This is a genomic window from Nocardioides sp. Root682 (genome assembly GCF_001427795.1).
In the GTDB taxonomy this organism is placed as follows: domain Bacteria; phylum Actinomycetota; class Actinomycetes; order Propionibacteriales; family Nocardioidaceae; genus Nocardioides.
On sequence record NZ_LMHJ01000004.1, the window covers coordinates 205,690 to 226,652 of the forward strand.

The following is a 20,963-nucleotide window of genomic DNA, read 5'->3' on the forward strand; positions in this document are numbered from 1 at the left end:
CTCAGTCGTCCCCGGCAGTGGCCCCGGGGGTGCCGGCGGGAGGATCGCCGCCGCGCTTCTTCTTCTTTTTCTTGGCCTTCGGGCTGCCGTCGGAGATGTAGAGGGTGACCGTGTCGCCCGAGCCGAGGTCGGCGCCCGCACCGGGGGACGAGTAGGCGACCAGGCCGGCGCGGAAGCCTGAGTCGACCGTGCGGCCACGGACGACGGTGAAGCCGAGGGCCTCCAGCTCGGCGCTGACGTCCTCGTAGCTGCGACCGCTCACATCGGGGATCGGGGTCAGCACGCCCGCGATGTCGGTGGAGGACGGCCGTTCGAAGTCCTCGTCGGCGAGGTACTGCGCGATCGCCTTGAACGTGTCGCCCCACAGCGGGCCTGCCGTCGTCGAACCGGAGGACGTGTACAGCGTCCGGCCGCCGACGGACTTGCCGTCCAGGGACTCGGGGTGGCCAGCCCGGTTCGCGCCGGCGACCGTGGCCGCGCCAGCGAGGTTCGGCGTGTAGCCGACGAACCAGACCGAGTTGTTGCCGCTCGTCGTGCCGGTCTTGCCGGCAGCCGGCTGGCCGGGGCTCAGTGCCGCACCGAATCCGCCGGGAGCGATCACGCCGCGGAGCACGTCGTTGACGGCGTTCGCGACCGGGCTGGCCAGCACCTGGGTGCAGCTCTTCGCGTACTCCTTGAGCACGTTGCCCTCGACGTCCTCGATCTGCGTGACCGGGCGGGCGTCGCAGTGCAGGCCGCGCGCGGCGAAGGTCGCGTAGGCCTCGGCCATCTCCAGCGGGCTCACGTCCGCGACACCGAGGGTGAACGACGGCACGATGTTGGCCTTGGTCAGCGAGCGGATGCCCATCCGCTTGGCGAGCTTCCACGGCTCGCAGATGCCGGTCTCCTTCTCGAGGTTCACGAAGAACGTGTTGACCGACTTCTGGGTGCCCTCGTAGAGGTTGGGTGCGGCGGAGGAACTCGTGGAGTTGCCGGGTGTCCAGATGGTGCTGTCCTGGTAGGGGCCGTCACAGGTCTGGAACTCGCTGAGCGGGAAGCGACCCGGGTTGGGTGCCGGGAACCGCTTGCTCAGCGGGATCTTCTTCTGGATCGCGGCAGCCAGCACGAACGCCTTGAAGGTGGATCCGGGCTGGAAACCCGCCGCGTCGCCGTACTTGGTCGGGACGGAGTAGTTGAGGAACGTCTGGCCCTTCTTCTTGCCCATCGGCCGCGACTGGGCGAGTGCGCGCACGTTGCCGCTGCCGGGCTCGATCAGGGCGAGGGCGCCAACGGCCAGGTCGTCCTTGAAGACGTGGGCCTTGACCGACGCCTGTGCGGCCTTCTGGAAGCGCATGTCGATCGTGGTCTTGATCGTCAGGCCGCCGTTGAAGATCAGCGCCTCGCGCTCGGTGGGGGTGTCGCCGAGCGCGGGGTCGGTCTTGAGCCAGCGCAGGACGTAGTCGCAGAAGAACTGGGCTCCGGAGTTTACGCAACCGTTCGGCTGCTCCTGCACCTTGAGCCCGAGCCGGCGCTTCTTGGCCGCGTCGGCGTCGGCGTCGGTGATCACGCTGAGCTGGGCCATCCGGCCGAGCACGATGTTGCGGCGCACCACCGCCTGGGCGGCATTCTTGGTGGGGTTGTACGCCTCGGGGCTCTGCACGAGCCCGGCCAGCAGGGCCGCCTGGCGCAGGTCGAGGTCCTTGGCGTTGACGCTGAAGTAGTGCTGGGCGGCGGCCTGGACGCCGTACGCGCCGTCACCGAAGTAGGCGGTGTTGAGGTACCGCTCGAGGATCCAGTCCTTGGACTGGCGCTTCTCGAGAGCGATCGCGTAGCGGAGCTCCTTGAGCTTGCGGCCGTAGGTGTCGTCGGTCGCCGCGGCGCGTTCCTCGTCGGTCTTGGCCTGGTTGATCAACGTCAGCTTCACCAGCTGCTGGGTGATCGACGAGCCACCCTGGGCGACGCCGCCGGCTGCCTGGTTGGTGAACAGCGCGCGGATCGTGCCCTTCACGTCGAGGGCGCCGTGCTGGTAGAAGCGGTAGTCCTCGATCGCGACGATGGCCTCGACCATCGTGCGCGAGATCTGCCGCAGGGGTACGTCGACCCGGTTCTGGTCGTAGAGGGTGGCGATGGTGCGCCCGCCCTTGTCCTTGATCTCGGTGCGCTGCGGAAGCTGCTCGGTCTCGAGCTGCTGCGGGAGGTCGTCGACGGACTCGGCCACGTTGCGGGCGGTGAAGCCCAGCACGCCGGCGAACGGGATCGCGAGACCCGAGACGACCACGCCGAGGACGGCGGACACCAGCAGCATCACGCCGAGATGGGAGGCGATCTTGCCGGGCGGCAGGCCGTCGAAGCGGAGACGAGACATGGCCTCAGGGTACGGGACGTACGGGTGTCTCCCGGACTCGTCGCGGCCTCCCCGTCGCACCGGAGACGCGCTCGACCGAGCAAACGTCTAGTCAGATGTGACTAGACAGGTTGGGCAGAACGAGCGATGTTGGAGAAGGGTCTCCATCCTTTACTTTGTCTAGGTCGGAGAGACCATGCGCTGTGGGGGTGCTGGCTCTTCGGATGTGGGAACCACAAGGGGACAACATGTGGGTAGATGACTGGGCGCCAAGGGCAGCCTGTCGGGACGCGCAGCCGGACCAGCTTTTCGTCCGGGGCGCAGAGCAGAACAAGGCCAAGCAAGTGTGTTCGGGATGTGCCGTGCGCACCGAGTGTCTCGCTGAGGCGCTCGACAACCAGATCGAGTGGGGCGTCTGGGGCGGAATGACGGAACGGGAGCGCCGTGCGCTCCTGCGACGCCGCCCGAGCGCATCGTGGCGCAAGGTCCTCGAGGACGCGCGCGACGGCCAGGTCGTTCCGGCTGTCTGAGGCCTGATCCGGGAAGGCCGCGCGAGCGACCTTCCCGGCTGCTTCACCCCTGTGCGAGCAGGGTGCCGACCGTGCGCAGCCCGTCGAGGTCGTGCACGTCTCCGGCGAGCGCCGGCACCACGACCGTCGCCACCTGCGGGTGCGCGGTCGCGAACCGGTCGCGCAGCATGCCTTCGCGCTGCACCATCCGCACGCGGTCGCCGTGCAACCGGAGCAGACCCGCTGTCAGCGACCCCGCATCCTGCTGACGCAGCCGCGCCGCCGCCGTCATGGCCTCGTCCGCCGACAGCGCTCCGGTCGGCTCGGGGCTGGCCCGGTTGATCACCAGTCCGGCCAACGGCATGCCGTCCTCGCTGAGCCGCTCCACGAAGTACTCCGCCTCGCGCAGTGCGTCCGGCTCCGGCGCGGCGACCACGAGGAACGCCGTACCGTCGGCCTTGAGCAGCGAGTAGGTCTGCTGGGCGCGCTGCCGGAAGCCACCGAAGACGGTGTCCAGCGCGGTCACGAACGTCTGCAGGTCCTTGAGGAACTGGGCGCCGAGGATCTTGGTCATCGCGTTCACGATCAGGCCGAAGCCGGCCGACATCAGCTTGGCCGGACCCTTGGCCGGCGCCATCATCAGCCGGACGAACTTGCCGTCGAGGAAGCTCGACAGGCGTTCGGGGGAGTCCAGGAAGTCCAGCGCCGAGCGTGACGGAGGCGTGTCCACGACGATCAGGTCGTAGGTGCCGGCCGCGCGGGAGTCGCGGTGCAGCTGGCCGAGCTTCTCCATCGCCATGTACTCCTGCGTGCCCGCGAACGAGCTCGACAGCGCGATGTAGAACGGGTTGGCCAGGATCTGCTTCGCCTTCTCGGGGCTGGCTTGGGAGATGACCACCTCATCGAAGGTGCGCTTCATGTCCAGCATCATCGCGTCGAGGCTGCCGTCGCCCTGCACACCGGTGACCGGTCGCGGGGTGTTGTCGAGCTCGGCGATCCCCATCGACTGGGCGAGGCGCCGGGCCGGGTCGATCGTGAGTACGACGACCTTCCGCCCGCGTTCGGCAGCGCGCAGCGCGAGCGCGGCGCTGGTCGTCGTCTTGCCGACGCCGCCGGAGCCGCAGCACACGATGATCCCCGTCTTCGGGTCATCGAGGAGGGCGTCGACGTCGAGGGTGCCTGCCCGCCGTGCGGGCGGCGTCGCGGGTCCGACCCGGGTCTGTCGCTGCGTGCTGCTCCGGGCCATCACGCCATCCCTTGTGCTCGGAGGTGGGCGGCGAGCTCGTAGAGCCCGCCGATGTCGATGCCGCCGGCCATCCGGGGCAGCTCGTAGGAGGGCACGTCCAGCTTCGCGACCAGCTCGCGCTGGGAGTCCTCGAGCGCGCGCCGCTCGGCGTGGTCGGCCGCCTCGGCGACGAGGTCCTCGACCAGCGTCGGGGTGACGGCGAGGCCACCCGCGGCGAGGTCCTTCTCGATCCGCGCCTGGTCGAGGCTGCCGGTGCGGGCCGCCGCGAGGTCGTCGGCCGTGAGGTCCTGGGGCCGGGCGAGGTTGACGATCACGCCGCCGACGGGGAGCCGGTTGGCGCGCAGCTCCGCGATGCCGTCGATGGTCTCCTGCACCGGCATCTCCTCGAGCACGGTGACCAGGTGGACGGCCGTGCGCGGCGACCGGAACAGCGTCATCATCGTGTCGGACTGCGCCTTGATGGGACCGACCTTCGCCAGGCCGGCGAGCTCGTTGCTGACGTTGAGGAACTGACAGATCCGGCCGGTCGGGGGCGCGTCCAGCACGACGTGGTCGTAGGTGATGGCGCCCTTGTTGCGGCTGTTGCGCTCGACGGCCTCGTAGACCTTGCCGGTCAGCAGCACGTCGCGCACGCCCGGCGCGATGGTGGTGGCGAACTCGATGACACCGAAGCGGTCCAGTGCCTTTCCGGCGCGACCGAGCCGGTAGTACATGGAGAGGTACTCCAGCAGCGCGGACTCCGCGTCGATGTGCAGCGCGTGCACCACGCCGCGGCCGCCGTCCTCGTCCGGGAGACCGGTCGTCAGGCGCCGCTCGACGTACGGGAGCGGGTCGACGTCGAACATCCTCGCGATGCCCTGACGGCCCTCCACCTCGCAGAGCAGGACGTTCTTGCCCTTGCCGGCCAGCGCCAGAGCCAGCGCCGAGGCAACGGTTGACTTCCCCGTGCCGCCCTTGCCGGAGACGATGTGCAGACGCACCTTCGACCAGTCACTCACGGGCCGAAGCCTAGTGGTTCAGGAGAGCTTGTCCGCGAGAACGATCCACGTGAAGAAGCTGATGCCCACCAACATGCCGATGTGCCCCAGGATCGACAGGGCCGGTCCCTGGGCCCAGCTGTCGCCCGTCGCGTCGGCGGCGTGCTTGCTCGGACGGGTCATCCACCGGGTCAGGATCAGCAGGCCGACGGCGACCTCGATCCACCACACCACCAGCGCGACGGCGCCGACGGTGCCTCCCGGGGAGGTCAGGTAGTAGATCCACACGGCCAGTGCCAGCACGCCCACGATGGTGTGCGCCTTGACGATCCCGAGAGGGACGAGCGCGTGGCCTGCCTGGGACTGCTCCGAGGAGAGTCGCATCCTGGTCAGGAGTACGACGACCGCGGCCAGCGCGGTCAGCATCCATACGGCGTTGTCGAGACTCACCGCGGCATCGTTGCACAAGTTGTGACGCCCGCCACTCGGTGCCGCTGCGGCTCACCGCAGCGCTGCCGCAGCGCTGCCGCGGATCGGGCGGCGGCAGCGGCCGCGACCGGCCTGAGTATCGTGCGGAGCATGACCAAGTGGGAGTACCAGGTAGCGCCCGTCCTCAATCACGTTGCGGCGCAGATCCTCAACAACTTCGGCCAGGACGGGTGGGAGCTCGTCACGCTCATCCCCGGCCAGGGTGGCAACGACATCGCGTACTTCAAGCGTCCGGCCCAGTGACGTGAGTGCCGAGCAGCGTCTGGCCGAGCTCGGCCTGACCGTCCCCGACGTCGTACCGCCCGTCGCGGCGTACCTCCCCGCTGTCCGCAGCGGTGCGATGGTCTACACCGCCGGGCAGCTGCCGATGCGTGACGGCGCGTTGATCGCGACCGGCAAGGTGGGCGCCGACGTCACCCCCGAGGTGGCCTACGAGTGCGCCCGCCAGTGCGCGCTCAACGCGATGGCGGCGATCCGTTCGGTGACCGGGACGCTCGAGGGCATCCGCATCCTCAAGGTCGGCGTCTTCGTGGCCTCGTCGACGGACTTCACGGCGCAGGCCGCTGTCGCGAACGGTGCTTCCGAGCTGTTCGGTGCGGTGTTCGGCGAGCTCGGGGTGCATGCCCGCTCGGCGGTCGGCGTCGCCGTGCTGCCCCTCGACTCGGCTGTCGAGGTCGAGGTCATCGCCGAGGTCGTCGGGTGACCACGATTCCGTTGCCGCCGGTGCCGCTGCCGGAGCGGCTCGCTGCGCTCGCGCAGGAGTACGCCGACGGGCAGCGTGAGGCCGCCGAGCCGCGGGACGCGGCGACCGTGATCCTGCTGCGGCCGGGTGCCGACGGCGCTCCTGAGGTCTACCTGCTGCGGCGGCAGACCACGATGGCCTTCGCGGGTGGCATGTGCGTGTTCCCCGGCGGTGGCGTCGACCCGCGGGACTACGACCACACCGTCGCCTGGGCAGGGCCCTCGCCCGCCGAGTGGGCGACCCGCCTGGGCACCACCGAGGATGTCGCCCGGGCACTGGTATGTGCCGCCGTGCGCGAGACCTTCGAGGAGTCGGGGGTACTGCTCGCGGGCACGTCCGCCGACAGTGTCGTCGCGGACACGACCGGCGAGGACTGGGAGGCCGACCGCGTCGCGCTCGAGTCGCGCGCCGAGTCGATGACCGACTTCCTGACCCGGCGCGGGCTGGTGCTGCGCACCGACCTGCTCGGCGTCTGGACCGGCTGGCTGACGCCGGTCTTCGAGCCGAAGCGCTACCGGACCTACTTCTTCGCGGCCCGGTTGCCCGAGGGCCAGCTCACGCGCGACGTGTCCACGGAGTCGTCGGAAGTCGTCTGGCTGCCCGCCGCCGAGGCCGCCGACCAGGCGGATCGTGGCGAGCTCGCGATGCTCCCGCCGACGTACCTCACCTGCCTGGAGATCGGGACCCACCCCGACCTCGACGAGGTGATGGCCGCCAGTGTGGGCCGCACGGTCGAGATGTTCATGCCGCAGGTCGAGCCGCTGGGCGAGGGGTTCACCTTGTCCATGCCCGACGACCTGCGCCCGCTGGTGGCTGCGCGGAGGTCCTGAGGCCGTGAGCGACGCGTTCGTGCCCTGGCAGGGAGGCGAGTACGGCGCCCGCGGGCGCTGCGTCCTCGCGCCCAACCCCGGCATCATGACGCTCGACGGCACCAACACCTGGGTGCTGCGCGAGCCCGGCGCCGACCGGTCGATCGTGGTCGACCCGGGTCCGTTGCACGACGACCACCTCGACGCGGTGGCTGCTGTCGCCGGGCAGGTCGAGGCCGTCGTGGTGACGCACCACCACCTCGACCACACCGAAGCAGCCCGCTCCTTCGCGGAGCGGATGGGCTGTGGCGTGCGGGGCCTGGATCCCGAGCAGTGCTGGCGTTCGGAGCCGATCGTCGACGGTGAGGTGCTGTCGGTCGGAGGCCTCGAGGTCGAGGTGCTGACCACGCCCGGCCACACCAGCGACTCGGTGTCCCTGCTCATCGAGGCCGACGGCGCGCTGCTGACCGGCGACATGGTGCTCGGTCGCGGCACCACGGTGATCGTGCACCCCGATGGCGACCTCGGCTCCTACTTCGACTCCATCGCGAGGATGCGCTCTCTCGTCACCGCCGGCCGGGCGCAGTCGCTGTGGCCGGCCCACGGCCCGGTGCTGCCGGACGCGGCCGCCGTGCTCGACCACTACGTGGTGCACCGTCGCGAGCGGCTCGCCCAGGTCGAGGGCGCCCTCTCCCGGCTGGGCCTCACCCCGGCGTCGTTGCCGCCCGATGTCGCCGAGGACCCCGACCTGCCCCGCAAGGTCGTCGAGGTCGTGTACGCCGACGTGGACGAGTCGTTGTGGGGTGCGGCCGAGTGGTCGGTGCGGGCACAGTTGGCGTACCTGGCGGGGCGTTAGCCCAGCTGGTGCGGTGCCCGGCCGTACGCCTCGGGCTCCTCGGCCATGATCTTGGCGCGCGCCTTCACCCGGTAGCGCCAGATCTGCACGAGTCCGACGCCCCAGAGCAGGTACTGGCACGACATCGCGGCGCGGAACGCGTCGGGCGTGTAGTCCGTGCTCGACCCGGGGGTGCGCCAATCGAGGACGACACCGATGCCGACGACCAGCATCAGGCTGGCGAGGAAGCCGGCCTGGTTGATGATCCCGGTCGCGCTGGCCAGACGGGAGGGGGGATTCGAGGTGCGCCCGAGGTCGAAGCCGATCATCGAGGCCGGACCGCCGACGCCGACCACGATCACCAGCAGCACCAGCAGGGGGACTGGCGCGTTGCCCGGCCAGGCCAGCACGACGCTCCACATGATCACGATCGCCACGACGATGCTGATCACGATGGTCGAGCGCTCCCACGGGTGGCGCGTGATGGCCCACGCCAGTATCGGCCCTGCCGTCATCACGGCGATGACCATCAGCGTCAGCAACAGGCCCGCGGCGTGGTCGGACAGGCCCTCGCCGCGGACGAAGTAGGGATAGCCCCAGAGCAGGCCCAGTGTGGTCGCACTGAACTGGGTCGAGAAGTGCATCCAGAAGCCGAGTCGGGTGCCGGGCTCGGCCCACGATGCGCCCAGTGACGCACGGATCTGTGGCCACGACAGGGCCGGACCGAACACGGACCGCGACGACGGGGCATCGTGCACGACCGCCACCAGGGCGACGACCAGGACGATGCCGAGCGATGCGGCGAGCAGGTAGGAGCGGGTCCAGCCCAGGTGCCCCAGCGCCCAGGTCATGGGAACGGCGGCGAGGATCGACCCGAGCTGTCCCAGCACGCCGGTCAGCTGGGTCATCAGCGGGATCCGGCGTGGAGCGAACCACGTGGTCACGAGGCGCAGCACGCAGATGAACGTCATCGCGTCGCCGATGCCGACGAAGAGCCGGGCGAGCAGCGCCAGCGCGTAGGTGTCGGCGAAGGCGAATCCGGCCTGCGCAACGATCAGCACCACGGCGCCGGTCAGCAGCACCCGGCGGGGGCCGAAGCGGTCGACCAGCAGGCCGACCGGGATCTGCATCGCGGCGTACACGAGCAGCTGCAGCATCGTGAAGGTCGCGAGCTGGGAGGCGCTGATGTCGAAGCGTTCGGTCGCTGCGAGCCCGGCGACGGCGAGCGAGGACCGGTGGAACACCGCCAGCAGGTAGACGAGCAGTGCGACGACCCAGATGGAGTACGCCCTCCGTGCGGTGGTCGCAGCGGAGAGGCTCACCCAGCAAGGCTAGCCGCGCCGCACCTCCGGTCAGGCGCCGGTGCCGATGACCTCCGAGGTCATGTCCCTGCCCCCGGCCGCTGGCTAGGTTGGGCGACGTGAATGCACCTGCAGGAGAGCTGATCCGCGGTTGGCGGCAGCGACGACACCTGTCCCAGCTCGAGCTCGCCAGCCGGGCCGACGTCTCGACCCGGCACCTCAGCTACATCGAGACCGGTCGCTCCCGTCCGACGAGCTCGATGGTGCTGCGCCTGTGCGACTACCTGGAGGTCCCGTTGCGTGAGCAGAACGAGCTGTTGCTCGCCGCCGGCCATGCGCCTGCGCACCCCGAGCACCAGCTGACCGACCCGCCGATGGCCGAGGCGAATGCCGCACTGGAGGCGATCCTCGCCGCGCACCACCCCTACCCGGCCCTCGTCGTCGACCGCCGCTGGGAGCTCGTGAGCGCCAATGACGCGGCCTACTCGTTGATGGACGGCATCGACCCGGACCTGCTGGAGCCGCCCATCAACGTCATCCGGCTCTCGCTGCACCCGCGCGGCCTCGGCCCCCGTGTCGTGAACTTCGAGGAGTGGCGCGCGCACCTCGCCGAGCGCCTTCGCCACGAGTACGACGCCACGGGCGACCCGTTCATCGGGGAGCTCGCTGACGAGGTCACCGGCGACGGGGTCGAGTCGATCGACTCGTCCGCGCTCGTCGTACCCCTGCAGCTGCGGGTGGGTGAGGACACGGTGCTGTCGTTCATCTCCACCACGACGGTGTTCGGCACGCCGCGCGAGGTGACCCTGTCGGAGCTGGCGATCGAAGCGTTCTACCCGGCCGACGAGGCGACCCGGAAGATCCTCAACGGGTACTGAGCCGCCGGGCGATCAGGGCCACCCCACCGAGCAGCAGCACGCCGAGCAACGCCAGGCCGCCGACGGCGAGCTTGCGCTCGGTCGACCACGGCCAGTCGGGTTCCGGCCTGCTGACGGTCGGCCGGTCGGGGTCGATCAGATCACTCGCCAGGGTCAGGCCGAGCACGCCCACGTCGACGTCAATGATCTTGCGGGCGCCGATCTCGTCCTTCGTCACGTCGGTCGTGATGATCTCGACCATCGGTGCCACACCGCCGTCGCCGTCGAGTGACTCCTGGTGGAGGAGCCGTGCTCCGTCGCCGAGGACACCGATCATCCGGGGTTGGGGAGCGAGGGTGTACGCGTCCTGGTCCTCGCCGTCGGGCAGCTCGCGCACCATCGCAACCTCGTCGCCGCCGGTGGAGTACAGGAGCGCGAACCAGCGGTCGCCCTCGGACCACAGCGTGGTGATCCGCTGGGTACTGCTCAGCACGATCCGCTCCTGCCCGGAATTCCGCCACCACAGGTTGCCAGAGATGGCGCTCAGCCCGCCGTCGTTCGACACGGCGACCAGGAACGGCACGTCGCCGGCCGTTGTCTCCTGGTCAGTCTCGATCGTGGGCTCGGGCAGCTCGGCCCAGCTCGACCTGTCCTTGCCCGGCGCCACGGCCCCGACCAGGTAGTTGCGGGTGCTGAACGCCTCGTCCGTCCACTCGGTGATCCACGTTCCGCCCCAGGCCAGCCAGCGGCCGTCGGGTGACCAGGACACCTGGTTCACCAAGAGCCTGCCCAGCTGGACGGAGGAGCTGTCGTGCTCCACCCTGACGGCCCGCACCTCGCCGGTCTCGAGGTCGGCGATGCGGATGCCACTGACGTCGAGGGTCCTCTCCCGGTTCTCCTGCTCCATGGGGTGTTGGTCCACCCACCCCCAGGCCAGCTGGGTGCCGTCGGGAGACAGTGCGACCGGAGGATGGTCCAGGGTGATCGGCGACGTGTCGGGTCCGGCGAGCAGCCCGTCCAGGTCGAGCAGGTGGTACTCGCCGGTCATCGCGCTGACCACCACCGGGATGCCGGTCTCGGTCACGAAGGCCGCCGCACCCACGCCGATCTTCAGGTCGGTCTCGACGTCGTCGACGTACAGGGGCACCGCGTGGATGTGCGAGGGCACGCCCGGTGCAGGCTTGCCTGCGACCGGAGTCCGATCGGGTTGGAGGGTCGGTGCCACCAGGGTGACGAGCAGCGCGACACACGCCACGGCCCCGCCCGCGGCGAGGATCCTCGCCCGGGCAGTCGCGCGACGGCCACGGGCGTAGAGATCGCTCGGGGGGTGCACCTGCGGTGCGCCCTCGGCGATCCGCTCGAGCTCCGCGCGGAGGCGCTCGCCGGTCACCGGGGTCCCCGATCGATTGTTCGTCGGAGGAGCGAAGCGGGGGAGACGAAGAATCGAGTGGGGTGGTTCATGACGACACCCCCTCGAGCAGTTCCTCGAGGTGGGGAGCGCGGGTGCGGAGTCGGGCCAGCGCTTCACGGGCCGTCGACTTCACGGTGCCGGAGCCGATGCCGAGGGCCGCGCCGGTCTCCACCTCGGTCAGGTCCTCGAAGTACCGCAGCACCAGGACGGAGCGCTGCCGCACCGTGAGCTGCGCGAGCGCGGCTTCCAGGCTCAGCCGCAGGTCACCATCGGGCTGGCGTGCGGGGCCAGCCTTGTCGTCGTACGACGGGGTGAGGGTCTCCTGCAGCTTGCGCCGCCGCCACCACGAGATGTTCTGCGTGTAGAGGATGCGCCGCACGTAGGGCTCCGGGTCACCGTGGATCCGGTGCCAGGCGCGGGCGGTCTTGAAGAGCGCTGTCTGCACGAGGTCCTCCGCAAGGTGGGCGTCCCCCGTGAGGAGGTACGCGGTGCGGGTCAGGGCCGGCGTGCGGGCATGGACGAACTCTTCGAATGCGTCCCGTGGTGCGTGTGGCATGCGGCTGACCCCCTTTCACCCGTACCTACGCGCAGGACGGGTGGTCCGGGGGTGAACCGTGCAGAAAAACCTTGGTGCTGATCAGCTCAGCGGGCGCGGCGACCCATGCGCTCGACGTCGAGGATGACGACCGAGCGGGGCTCCAGGCGCAGCCAGCCGCGCGAGGCGAAGTCGGCGAGCGCCTTGTTGACCGTCTCGCGGGAAGCACCGACCAGCTGGGCCAGCTCTTCCTGGGTGAGGTCGTGGTGCACGTGGACGCCGTCGTCGGCGGTGCGGCCGAAGCGGTCGGCCAGGTCGAGCAGCGCCTTGGCGACCCGGCCGGGGACGTCGGAGAACACCAGGTCGGCGACGACGTCGTTGGCCTTGCGCAGGCGTCCGGCGAGCTGGGTGAGCAGGCCGCGGGCGACGACCGGGCGACCCTCGAGCCAGCGCAGCAGGTCGTCGTGGGACAGCGAGGCGAAGTCGGCGTCGGTGACTGCGGTGACCGTGGCCGAGCGCGGGCCGGGGTCGAAGAGCGACAGCTCGCCGAACATCTGGCCGGGGCCCATGATCGCGAGCAGGTTCTCGCGGCCGTCCGAGGACGTGCGGCCCAGCTTCACCTTGCCCTCGAGCACGACGTACAGCTTGTCGCCGGTGTCGCCCTCGTGGAACAGCACCTCGCCGCGGCGCAGCCGCGTGGTCGCCAGCGACGTGCGCAGGGCGGCCATGGCTTCGTCGTCGAGCGCGCTGAACAGTGGCGCCTGACGGAGTACGTCGTTGTCCACGCTTCCTCCAAAGTCACTGCGCGTCGCGGGTCCGCCCCCCAGGGACGGAATAGACCCACCGACACGCTCGATCCGCATCCTAGCCAGTGGTCGAACTCACACCTAGTCGCCGGGCGGCGGTTTCGACGCGCTGTCGCGGCCGGTGCTGTCGGCGGGCGCCCGTACGCTGGGCCCGTGCGGGAGAACAAGCGGGCGATTGCGGTCGAGGAAGAAACTCCCACCCAGCGGGTCCGGCGGGCCCGCAAGATCGACCGGGTGCTCGCCGCGACCTATCCCGACGCGAAGGCCGAGCTCGACTTCGACAACGCCTTCGAGTGCCTCGTCGTGACCGTGCTGTCCGCCCAGACGACCGACAAACGGGTCAACCTGGTGCGGCCCACGTTGTTCGCCGCCTACCCCGATCCCGCGTCGATGGCCGCCGCCGATCGTGACCACCTCGAGCAGATCGTCGGCCCCCTCGGCTTCTTCCGGGCCAAGACCGAGTCCCTGCTCAAGCTCAGCGCCGCCCTCATGGAGCGGTACGACGGCCAGGTGCCCGGGCGGCTGGAGGACCTCGTGACGCTGCCCGGTGTGGGCCGCAAGACCGCCAACGTCGTGCTCGGCAACGCGTTCGACGTCCCGGGCATCACGGTCGACACGCACTTCGGCCGGCTCTCGCGGCGCCTCGGCTTCACCGAGGAGACCGACCCCGTGAAGGTGGAGCACGCGGTCGGTGCACTGTTCGAGAAGCGCGACTGGACGATGCTGTCGCACCACCTGATCTGGCACGGCCGCCGCTGCTGCCACGCGAAGAAGCCCGCGTGCGGAGCCTGCCCGGTGGCGCGCTGGTGCCCGTCGTACGGCGAAGGTCCGACGGACCCGGGTGAGGCCGACAAGCTGCTGCGCACCGAGGGTCCGAATTGAGGCGGGCTCCTGCTGCTCTGGTCGCACTGGTCGCCGCCGGCGTGCTGCTCACCGGCTGCGACAGCGTCGCACCGGCTCTCGCGTGCAAGGTCGACGTCGACTCGCCCGACCTGGTCAAGGACCGGGAGGCCGCCGGCATCTCCGACTGCGTCACCGAGTTCGACGACGCCGCGCCGGCCTCCGACCTCCCCGACCTCGACCTGGACTGCCTCGGCGGCACGACCTCTCGGTCGCTGGCTGAGGTCCGTGGACCGGCGCTGATCAACTTCTGGGCGTCCAACTGCGGCCCGTGCCGCAAGGAGCTCCCGGTGCTCCAGGAGTTCCACGAGAAGTACGGCGACCAGGTGAGCGTGCTCGGCGTCGACTACCTCGAGACCTACCCCGGCGCGGCGATCGACCTCGCGCGGCAGAGCGGGGTCACCTACCCGTCGCTGGCGGACGCGTGCGGCGACCTCCAGGAGACCGACCTGGTGATCCAGGGTCTGCCACAGTTCGTGTTCGTGGCCGCCGACGGTTCGACCCAGCAGTCCGCGGGGGGCATCGACTCGGTCGCCGAGCTGGTGGCCCTGGTCCAGCAGCACCTCGGGATCGACGTGACCCCCCGGACGCCCGACGACACAGCGCAGGAAGGGGCCCGATGACCACCCCGATGCCGGACGACGTGCGGGCCCGGATGGTCGACCACGTCCCCGACGAGATCCCCGAGGACCTGCCCGACTGGCTGCGGCCGTTGGCCGAGGGGGCGCGCAGCATCGAGGGCATCGAGCTCACCCAGTTCCTCCCGCCTGCCGGGGGCAACCCGCGCCGCGGGGCGGTGCTGATGCTGTTCGGCGAAGGTGACGCCGGCGGCGACGTACTCCTCACCGAACGCGCCCACCACATGCGTTCCCACCCCGGTCAGGTCTCGTTCCCGGGCGGGACGATCGACCCGGGCGAGACGGCCGTCGAGGCCGCCCTGCGCGAGACGTGGGAGGAGATCGGTGTCGATCCCGGCAGTGTCGAGATCTTCGGCGCGCTCCCCGAGCTGTGGCTGCCGCCCTCCAATTTCGCGGTGACCCCGATCCTCGGCTGGTGGCGCGACCCCGGCCCGGTCCGGGTCGCCTCGCCCGACGAGGTCCACGAGATCCACCGGGTCGGCCTGCGTGAGCTGGTCGATCCCGAGCACCGGATCAGCGTGCGGCACCCCGGCGGCTGGAACGGCCCGGGCTTCCTGATCGGCGACGACAAGGACGTCATCCTGTGGGGCTTCACGGGCGGGATCCTGACCCGGTTCTTCTCGTTCCTCGGTTGGCTCCCACCAGTGGAGGACCCGCCGGTGCATGATCTTCCGGAGTACATGCTCGCCGAGTACGTCCGCCGGACGTCCGCGACGGGCGACGACGACCGGACGGGTGACGACGGCATGGACCTCCTCGAGCCGGACGAGTGAGCGCGTGAACGTCCTCGACTGGCTGTTGGTGCTGCTCGTCCTCGCCTATGCCCTGTCCGGTTACTGGCAGGGCTTCGTCACCGGCGCCTTCGCCACGGTGGGCCTGCTGGGCGGCGGTCTCGCCGGCATCCTGCTCGCGCCGGTCGTGCTCGGCAGCCTCGATCCGTCACTGGCCGTGTCTCTCGGTGCGTTGTTCATCGTGATCCTGTGTGCCTCGCTCGGCCAGGCGGTCCTGCAGTACGCCGGCGCGCGGGTCCGGGAACGGATCACCTGGCAGCCGGCCCGGGCAGTCGATGCGATCGGCGGCGCGCTGCTGAGTGCACTGGCCGTGCTGCTGGTCGCGTGGGCACTGGGCGTGGCGATCTCCGGCACCCGGATCGGGTCGGTGACCTCGACGGTGCGCAGCTCGACCGTGCTGTCCAAGGTCAACGAGGTGCTGCCGGACGCGGCTCCCAACGTGCTGCAGGCGTTCAACAACGTCGTCGGCACCGGCTTCTTCCCGCGCTACCTCGAGCCGTTCGCTCCCGAGCAGATCGTCGAGGTCTCCCCGGGCCCGGCCAACCTGCCCGGGACGGCGAAGGTGAAGGCGACCCGCGAGAGCGTCGTGAAGATCCGCGGCGCCAACCAGTGCGGCCGCGGTGTCGAGGGCACGGGATTCGTCTTCTCCGAGGACCGGGTGATGACCAACGCCCACGTCGTCGCCGGCGTCGACGACCCCGAGGTGAACATCAACGGCGGCACCGAGCTGGCGCGGGTGGTGCTCTACGACAAGGAGCTCGACATCGCGGTGCTGGCCGTCGACACCGGCGACGTGAAGGTGCTGGGCTTCGACGACACCTCCGCGGCCGAGGACCCGGTCGCGATCGTCGGCTACCCGCAGGACGGGCCGTTCGACGTACAGACCGCTCGGATCCGGTCCATGCAGAACCTCCGCTCGCCCGACATCTACGGAGCCGGCACCGTCGTACGCGAGGTGTTCTCGCTGCGCGGCCTGGTGCGGCCCGGCAATTCCGGCGGCCCGATCGTCACGCCCGAGGGGAAGGTCGCCGGCGTCGTGTTCGCCGCGTCGGTCACCGACCCGGAGACGGGCTATGCGCTGACATCCAAGCAGGTGGCGGCGAGCGCGCGCGCCGGCGAGACGGAGGAGTCCGAGAAGGACACCGGGGACTGCGCGGCCTGATTGTTCCGGCATCATGAACCCGTGACCGAGGCCCCTGAATTGTTCGTCAGCTACGCCCACGACGCCGGGATCGCCCGGATCACCCTCGTCGACGGGGACCGGGGCAACCCGATCCACCATGCGTCGGTCGCCCAGCTGTTCGACGCGGTCCGCGCTGCGGGCCGCGACGGCGCGCGGGTCATCGTGCTGGCCGCCGAGGGCCGGTTCTTCTCGGTCGGCGGCGACCTGGCTGCCTTCGAGAGCGCCGAGGACCCCGCCGACTTCATCGACGACCTCGCCGAGTCCCTGCACCGGGCGGTCGGCGAGCTGATCCGGTCCGAGGCGATCGTCGTGACGGTCGTCCAGGGGACCGCGGCCGGCGCGGGTTTCCCGCTCGCTGCCGTGGGCGACATCGTGATCGCCGCGGACAACGTGAAGTTCAGCCTCGCCTACACGAAGGTCGGACTGTCGCCCGACGGTGGCAGCTCGCTGCTCGTCAACACGCTCGGCCTGCACCGCACCCTGCGCCTGGCGATCCTCGGTGACCTGCTCACCGCGCAGGAGGCGTACGACGCCGGGCTGGTCGCGCGCCTGGTCCCGGCCGCCGAGCTGGCCGACACCGTCGAGCAGGTCGTGGGCGTCCTCGCGGCGAGCTCGGCCTCGGCCAACGGCGCGGCCAAGCGCCTGCTGCGTGAGGTCGCCGTACCCGCGCCCGAGGCGGCCCTCCGTAAGGAGACGCTCTCGATCCGCAACCAGGCGGGCTCACCCGACGGGATCGAAGGCGTCGCCGCGTTCGTGGGCAAGCGCGCCCCGAAGTTCAACTGAATTGGTTCAAAACCCGACCGCGGCGCGGCGCTGGTCTCCGTTAGCGTTCGCGCCATGACCCGCGCCGCTGCCTTCCTCCTTGCCCTTGTCCTTCTCGCCTTCGGCCTGACCGGCTGTGGGGACGACAAGGCCGACTCCGACAGCGGGGCGAAGGACACGCCCGCCGCGTCCGACCAGAGCGACGACGCTCCCGACGACGCTGCCGACGACGACGGCGACGACTCCACCGATGACGATTCCGACGACTCCGCCGACTCCGCCGAGAACCCCGCCGAGCCGGTCTTCACCGAAGGCCCGGGAGATGCCACGCTCTCCTTCGCTTCCGCGACGTTGGGTGAAGGCGAGTTCGATCAGTCCGAGATCACGATCTCGGTCGGCCAGACCGTCGAGTTCGTCAACACTGGAGACCAGGTGGGCGCGGTCGAGGTCGCCGGACTCGACGGTGTGACGATCTCTGGTGGGCTCAAGGAGTACTACCGCTTCGACGTCGCCGGGACCTACTCGGTCGAGGAAGACATCTCCGGCGCCACGGCGATGATCATCGTGGAGTGACCACTCCCGGTTTCTCCGCAGGCACGGAAAACGAGAACGTGTTCCAGTTTCGGGGTTAGGGTGCAGCGGTGAGTGCTCCCGACGTGTTCAGCCCGGTCGACCTCGGCCCCGTGCGCCTGCGCAACCGGACGGTCAAGGCCGCCACCTTCGAGGGACGTACGCCGAACGGCGAGGTCACCGACGAGCTGATTGCCTACCACCGGGCGCCGGCCGAGGGCGGCGTCGGCCTGACCACGGTCGCCTACCTCGCTGTTGCTCCGGATGGCCGGACCCATCGCGAACAGATCGTCGTGGGGGAACGGACCCTGCCCGGTCTGGCCCGGCTGGCTGACGAGATCCACGCGACCGGCGCGAAGGTCGCCGGCCAGGTCGGTCACGCCGGCCCGGTTGCCAACGGCCGGTCGAACGGCGTGTCCGCGATCGCGGCCAGCCCGATGCCCAGCCCGCTGTCGATGCAGATGATCCGCTCGGCGAGCGAGAAGGACCTGACCCGGGTCACTCGGGCGTACGTCGACACGGCGCGCACCCTCGTGCGTGCTGGTTTCGACGTGCTCGAGCTCCACATGGCCCACTCGTACCTGATCTCGTCGTTCCTGGCGCCGGCGCTCAACCGCCGCGGCGACCGGTGGGGCGGGCCGCTCGAGCGGCGTGCCCGGCTCGCCCGGCAGGTGGCGCGCGTCGTACGCGAAGAGGTGGGGGACGCGGTCGCGGTCACGGCCAAGATCTCGGTCTCCGACGGCTTCCCCGGCGGCGTGTCGACCGAGGCAGGTGTCGAGTTCGCTCAGCTGTTGGAGTCCGACGGGCACCTCGATGCGCTCCAGTTGTCGGGTGGGTCGTCGTTGATGAACCCGATGTACCTCTTCCGCGGTGGCGCGCCCGTCAACGAGTTCGCCGCAACCATGCCGACGCTGGTGAAGTGGGGGATGAAGACGCCGATGGGGCGGTCGTTCCTCAAGGAGTACGAGTTCGAGGAGGCGTACTTCCGATCGAAGGCTCTCGAGTTCCGGGCTGCCGTGACGACCCCGTTGATGCTGCTCGGCGGGATCAACCGGCTCGACACGATGCAGCAGGCGATGGCCGACGGCTTCGAGTTCGTCGTGATGGGCCGGGCGTTGCTGCGTGAGCCGGACCTGGTCAACCGCCTGCAGGCCGGGGAGTCCGCGAGCGGGATCTGCATCCACTGCAACCGCTGCATGCCGACCATCTACTCCGGCACGCGATGTCCTGAGTGGGCGCCGGGCGAGGAGATTCCGGTGGCTGGGCCGCGGTAGCGAGTCCGAGTCCCCGAACCCCTTCCACAAAACTAGAACCTGTTCTACATTGGCTCGCATGTCGCAAGCCATCCCCGAGAAGCCACTGCGTGTCGTCGTCTGGTCGACCGGCACGATCGGGCGCCACGCCATCGCCGGCGTCGACGCCCATCCCGACCTCGAGCTGGTCGGGGTCTGGACCTCCACGCCGGGCAAGCACGGCAAGGACGCGGGTGAGCTCGCCGAGCTGGGTCGCGAGCTCGGCATCAAGGCCACCACCGACCGTGACGAGCTGATCGCGCTGCGGCCCGACTGCATCGTGCACGGCGCGATGACCGACGACCGGCTCTTCGAGTCGATCGAGGACCTGACCGGGTTCATCCGCGACGGGGTCAACGTCGTGTCGTCGGGGCCGGTCATCCTGCTGCATCGTGACGGCACGCTGCCTGCAGAGATGATCGACGGCATCGACGAAGCCGGCCGCCAGGGCAACGCGAGCCTGCACGTCAACGGCATCGACCCGGGCTTCGCCAACGACGTGCTGCCGCTGGTGATGACCAGTCTCAGCCAGCGCATCGACCACATCAAGGTCAGCGAGATCGCCGACTACTCCACCTACTACCAGCCCGTCGTGATGCGCGACATCTTCGGCTTCGGGCAGTCGATGGACACCAAGCCGATGCTGTGGGAGTCCGGCATCCTGAGTACGGCGTGGGGCCCGGTCGTGCGCGTCATCGCCGCGGGACTCGGCGTCACCCTCGACGAGCCCCTGGTCGAGGAGGTCACCCGACGACCCGCCCCGCGCACGGCCAAGACCCACTCGCTCGATGTCGAGGAGGGGACCATGGGCTCGGTGCTGTTCCGCGTCATCGGCACCGTCGACGGCGTCCCGCGGATCACCCTGGAGCACGTCACCCGCACCGACGCCGAGGCCGAGCCGGACTGGCCACGGCCCCATGAGGGCGACGGCTGCTACCGGATCGAGATCACCGGCGAGCCGTGCATGAAGGTCGAGTTCACCCACCACGGCGAGCACGGCGACCACAACGTCTCCGGGATGATCGTCACCGCCCAGCGCCTGATCAACGCCGTGCCGGCCGTCGTGGCCGCACGGCCCGGACTCATCACCGCCCTCGACCTGCCGCTCGTCACGGGACGTGGCCTGGTCTCGACCAACGGAGCATCATGACGATCCTCGACCGCTTCAGCGTCACCGACCACGTCGCCGTCGTCACGGGGGCCGGCCGCGGCATCGGCGCAGCGACCGCGATCGCGCTCGCCGAGGCCGGCGCGGACGTGCTCATCTCGTCGCGCACCGACACGCAGCTCAAGGAGGTGGCGGCACGGATCGAGGCCGTCGGGCGCCGCGCTGTCGTCGTACCCGCGAACCTGGCGCACACCGACGAGGTCGCCGGCCTGGCCCAGGCGGCGTACGACGCCTTCGGCCGCCTCGACATCGTCGTGAACAACGTCGGCGGCACGATCCCGAACGCGTTCCTCGACACCGATGTCGCGTACCTCGAGGAGTCCTTCCACTTCAACGTCGCGACGGCCCACGCCCTCAGCCGGGCCGCGGTCCCGCTGATGCTCGCGTCGGCCGGCGAGGGACGCCAGAAGTCGATCACCTCGATCAGCTCGATGATGGGGCGTACGGCGGCGCGCGGTTACCTCGCGTACGGCGTCGCCAAGGCGGCGCTGGCCCACTGGACGCGGCTCGCGGCGACCGACCTGTCCCCGAACATCCGGGTGAACGGCGTCTACGTGGGCTCGGTGATGACGAGCGCGCTGGAGTTCGTCGCCGGCGTGCCCGAGATGAAGCAGCAGATGGAGGAAGCCACTCCGCTGGGCCGGATCGGTGAGGCCGAGGACATCGCCGCGGCGGTGCTGTACCTGTCGTCGCGCGCAGGCCAGTTCATCACCGGCAAGCTGCTCGAGGTCGACGGCGGCATCCAGGAGCCCAACCTGGACCTCAACCTGCCCGATCTGCTGCCCGGTGGAGCACACGTGGTGACGGCTCCCTAAAGTG

General features: G+C 70.1%; 23 protein-coding genes. 15 read left to right on the plus strand and 8 right to left on the minus strand.

Annotated elements, in window-relative coordinates:
- Position 1 precedes the first annotated feature (1 nt).
- Positions 2 to 2,344 (minus strand): transglycosylase domain-containing protein, encoded by a 2,343-nt coding sequence (locus ASD84_RS21780; RefSeq protein WP_156392167.1) that lies wholly within the window; start codon positions 2,342 to 2,344, stop codon positions 2 to 4.
- Positions 2,345 to 2,571: 227 nt separating this feature from the next.
- Between ASD84_RS21780 and ASD84_RS24895 the strand changes: the two genes are divergently transcribed.
- Entirely contained in the window at positions 2,572 to 2,853 is a 282-nt protein-coding gene (locus ASD84_RS24895) for a WhiB family transcriptional regulator (protein ID WP_082574004.1), read from the plus strand.
- A 43-nt stretch (positions 2,854 to 2,896) separates the two neighbouring features.
- Here the strand turns inward: ASD84_RS24895 and ASD84_RS21785 are convergent, their stop codons facing one another.
- Genes ASD84_RS21785 through ASD84_RS21795 form a run of 3 tightly spaced genes read right to left on the minus strand, consistent with a single transcriptional unit; the run spans position 2,897 to position 5,505 of the window.
- Complete coding sequence (locus tag ASD84_RS21785; protein WP_082573947.1) at positions 2,897 to 4,078, minus strand: ArsA family ATPase; 1,182 nt, start codon at positions 4,076 to 4,078, stop codon at positions 2,897 to 2,899.
- Complete coding sequence (locus ASD84_RS21790; RefSeq protein ID WP_082573949.1) at positions 4,078 to 5,076, minus strand: ArsA-related P-loop ATPase; 999 nt, start codon at positions 5,074 to 5,076, stop codon at positions 4,078 to 4,080. Before ASD84_RS21790 ends, ASD84_RS21785 begins: the two co-directional genes overlap by 1 nt.
- 18 nt (positions 5,077 to 5,094) lie before the next feature.
- Positions 5,095 to 5,505 (minus strand): hypothetical protein, encoded by a 411-nt coding sequence (locus tag ASD84_RS21795; RefSeq protein WP_056715541.1) that lies wholly within the window; start codon positions 5,503 to 5,505, stop codon positions 5,095 to 5,097.
- A 129-nt stretch (positions 5,506 to 5,634) separates the two neighbouring features.
- On the opposite strand from ASD84_RS21795, the gene ASD84_RS25610 reads away from it, so the two are divergent.
- The 4 genes from ASD84_RS25610 to ASD84_RS21810 are packed head-to-tail and all read left to right on the plus strand — an operon-like array spanning position 5,635 to position 7,951.
- Complete coding sequence (locus ASD84_RS25610) at positions 5,635 to 5,787, plus strand: hypothetical protein (protein WP_200954657.1); 153 nt, start codon at positions 5,635 to 5,637, stop codon at positions 5,785 to 5,787.
- 1 nt (position 5,788) lies between these two features.
- A complete protein-coding gene (locus ASD84_RS21800) occupies positions 5,789 to 6,247 on the plus strand; it encodes a RidA family protein (protein WP_056715545.1) in 459 nt (152 codons plus the stop codon).
- Positions 6,244 to 7,116, plus strand: a complete 873-nt coding sequence (locus ASD84_RS21805; RefSeq protein WP_156392169.1) for an NUDIX hydrolase — start codon at positions 6,244 to 6,246, stop codon at positions 7,114 to 7,116. The genes ASD84_RS21800 and ASD84_RS21805 overlap by 4 nt, the downstream gene beginning before the upstream one ends.
- Before the next feature lie 4 nt (positions 7,117 to 7,120).
- On the plus strand, positions 7,121 to 7,951 hold the full coding sequence (locus tag ASD84_RS21810; RefSeq protein WP_056715548.1) for an MBL fold metallo-hydrolase: 831 nt from the start codon (positions 7,121 to 7,123) through the stop codon (positions 7,949 to 7,951).
- Here the strand turns inward: ASD84_RS21810 and ASD84_RS21815 are convergent.
- Positions 7,948 to 9,252: an MFS transporter gene (locus ASD84_RS21815; RefSeq protein WP_056715551.1), complete on the minus strand. Its 1,305-nt coding sequence runs from the start codon at positions 9,250 to 9,252 to the stop codon at positions 7,948 to 7,950. The two genes, ASD84_RS21810 and ASD84_RS21815, sit on opposite strands and share 4 nt — an antisense overlap.
- Positions 9,253 to 9,350: 98 nt before the next feature.
- Between ASD84_RS21815 and ASD84_RS21820 the strand changes: the two genes are divergently transcribed.
- On the plus strand, positions 9,351 to 10,109 hold the full coding sequence (locus ASD84_RS21820) for a helix-turn-helix domain-containing protein (protein WP_235531197.1): 759 nt from the start codon (positions 9,351 to 9,353) through the stop codon (positions 10,107 to 10,109).
- On the opposite strand, the gene ASD84_RS21825 is transcribed toward ASD84_RS21820, so the two are convergent.
- The 3 genes from ASD84_RS21825 to ASD84_RS21835 form a co-directional block, all read right to left on the minus strand.
- Positions 10,096 to 11,478, minus strand: coding sequence for a PD40 domain-containing protein (locus ASD84_RS21825; RefSeq protein WP_056715557.1), 1,383 nt, complete (start codon positions 11,476 to 11,478; stop codon positions 10,096 to 10,098). The two genes, ASD84_RS21820 and ASD84_RS21825, sit on opposite strands and share 14 nt — an antisense overlap.
- A gap of 67 nt (positions 11,479 to 11,545) precedes the next feature.
- On the minus strand, positions 11,546 to 12,055 hold the full coding sequence (locus ASD84_RS21830; RefSeq protein ID WP_056715559.1) for a SigE family RNA polymerase sigma factor: 510 nt from the start codon (positions 12,053 to 12,055) through the stop codon (positions 11,546 to 11,548).
- 86 nt (positions 12,056 to 12,141) lie between these two features.
- Positions 12,142 to 12,762: a Crp/Fnr family transcriptional regulator gene (locus tag ASD84_RS21835; protein ID WP_182380449.1), complete on the minus strand. Its 621-nt coding sequence runs from the start codon at positions 12,760 to 12,762 to the stop codon at positions 12,142 to 12,144.
- A 231-nt stretch (positions 12,763 to 12,993) separates the two neighbouring features.
- Between ASD84_RS21835 and nth the strand changes: the two genes are divergently transcribed.
- From nth to ASD84_RS21880, 9 genes are all read left to right on the plus strand, one after another.
- A complete protein-coding gene (nth, locus tag ASD84_RS21840) occupies positions 12,994 to 13,722 on the plus strand; it encodes an endonuclease III (RefSeq protein ID WP_056715565.1) in 729 nt (242 codons plus the stop codon).
- Entirely contained in the window at positions 13,719 to 14,363 is a 645-nt protein-coding gene (locus ASD84_RS21845; RefSeq protein WP_082573950.1) for a TlpA family protein disulfide reductase, read from the plus strand. The genes nth and ASD84_RS21845 overlap by 4 nt, the downstream gene beginning before the upstream one ends.
- On the plus strand, positions 14,360 to 15,151 hold the full coding sequence (locus tag ASD84_RS21850) for an NUDIX hydrolase (RefSeq protein WP_235531198.1): 792 nt from the start codon (positions 14,360 to 14,362) through the stop codon (positions 15,149 to 15,151). Before ASD84_RS21845 ends, ASD84_RS21850 begins: the two co-directional genes overlap by 4 nt.
- A 4-nt stretch (positions 15,152 to 15,155) precedes the next feature.
- Positions 15,156 to 16,331 carry a MarP family serine protease gene (locus ASD84_RS21855; protein WP_056715570.1) on the plus strand — a complete coding sequence of 392 codons (1,176 nt, stop codon included), beginning with the start codon at positions 15,156 to 15,158 and terminating at the stop codon, positions 16,329 to 16,331.
- Between the two features lie 21 nt (positions 16,332 to 16,352).
- A complete protein-coding gene (locus ASD84_RS21860; RefSeq protein WP_235531199.1) occupies positions 16,353 to 17,135 on the plus strand; it encodes an enoyl-CoA hydratase/isomerase family protein in 783 nt (260 codons plus the stop codon).
- A gap of 54 nt (positions 17,136 to 17,189) precedes the next feature.
- Positions 17,190 to 17,687, plus strand: a complete 498-nt coding sequence (locus ASD84_RS21865; RefSeq protein WP_056715572.1) for a hypothetical protein — start codon at positions 17,190 to 17,192, stop codon at positions 17,685 to 17,687.
- Positions 17,688 to 17,755: 68 nt separating this feature from the next.
- Complete coding sequence (locus tag ASD84_RS21870) at positions 17,756 to 18,958, plus strand: NADH:flavin oxidoreductase (RefSeq protein ID WP_056715575.1); 1,203 nt, start codon at positions 17,756 to 17,758, stop codon at positions 18,956 to 18,958.
- A gap of 58 nt (positions 18,959 to 19,016) precedes the next feature.
- The gene (locus ASD84_RS21875) at positions 19,017 to 20,126 is read left to right on the plus strand and encodes a diacylglycerol kinase (RefSeq protein WP_056715578.1); all 1,110 of its coding nucleotides are present in this window, start codon (positions 19,017 to 19,019) and stop codon (positions 20,124 to 20,126) included.
- Positions 20,123 to 20,959, plus strand: coding sequence for an SDR family oxidoreductase (locus ASD84_RS21880; RefSeq protein WP_056715581.1), 837 nt, complete (start codon positions 20,123 to 20,125; stop codon positions 20,957 to 20,959). Before ASD84_RS21875 ends, ASD84_RS21880 begins: the two co-directional genes overlap by 4 nt.
- Positions 20,960 to 20,963 lie beyond the last annotated feature (4 nt).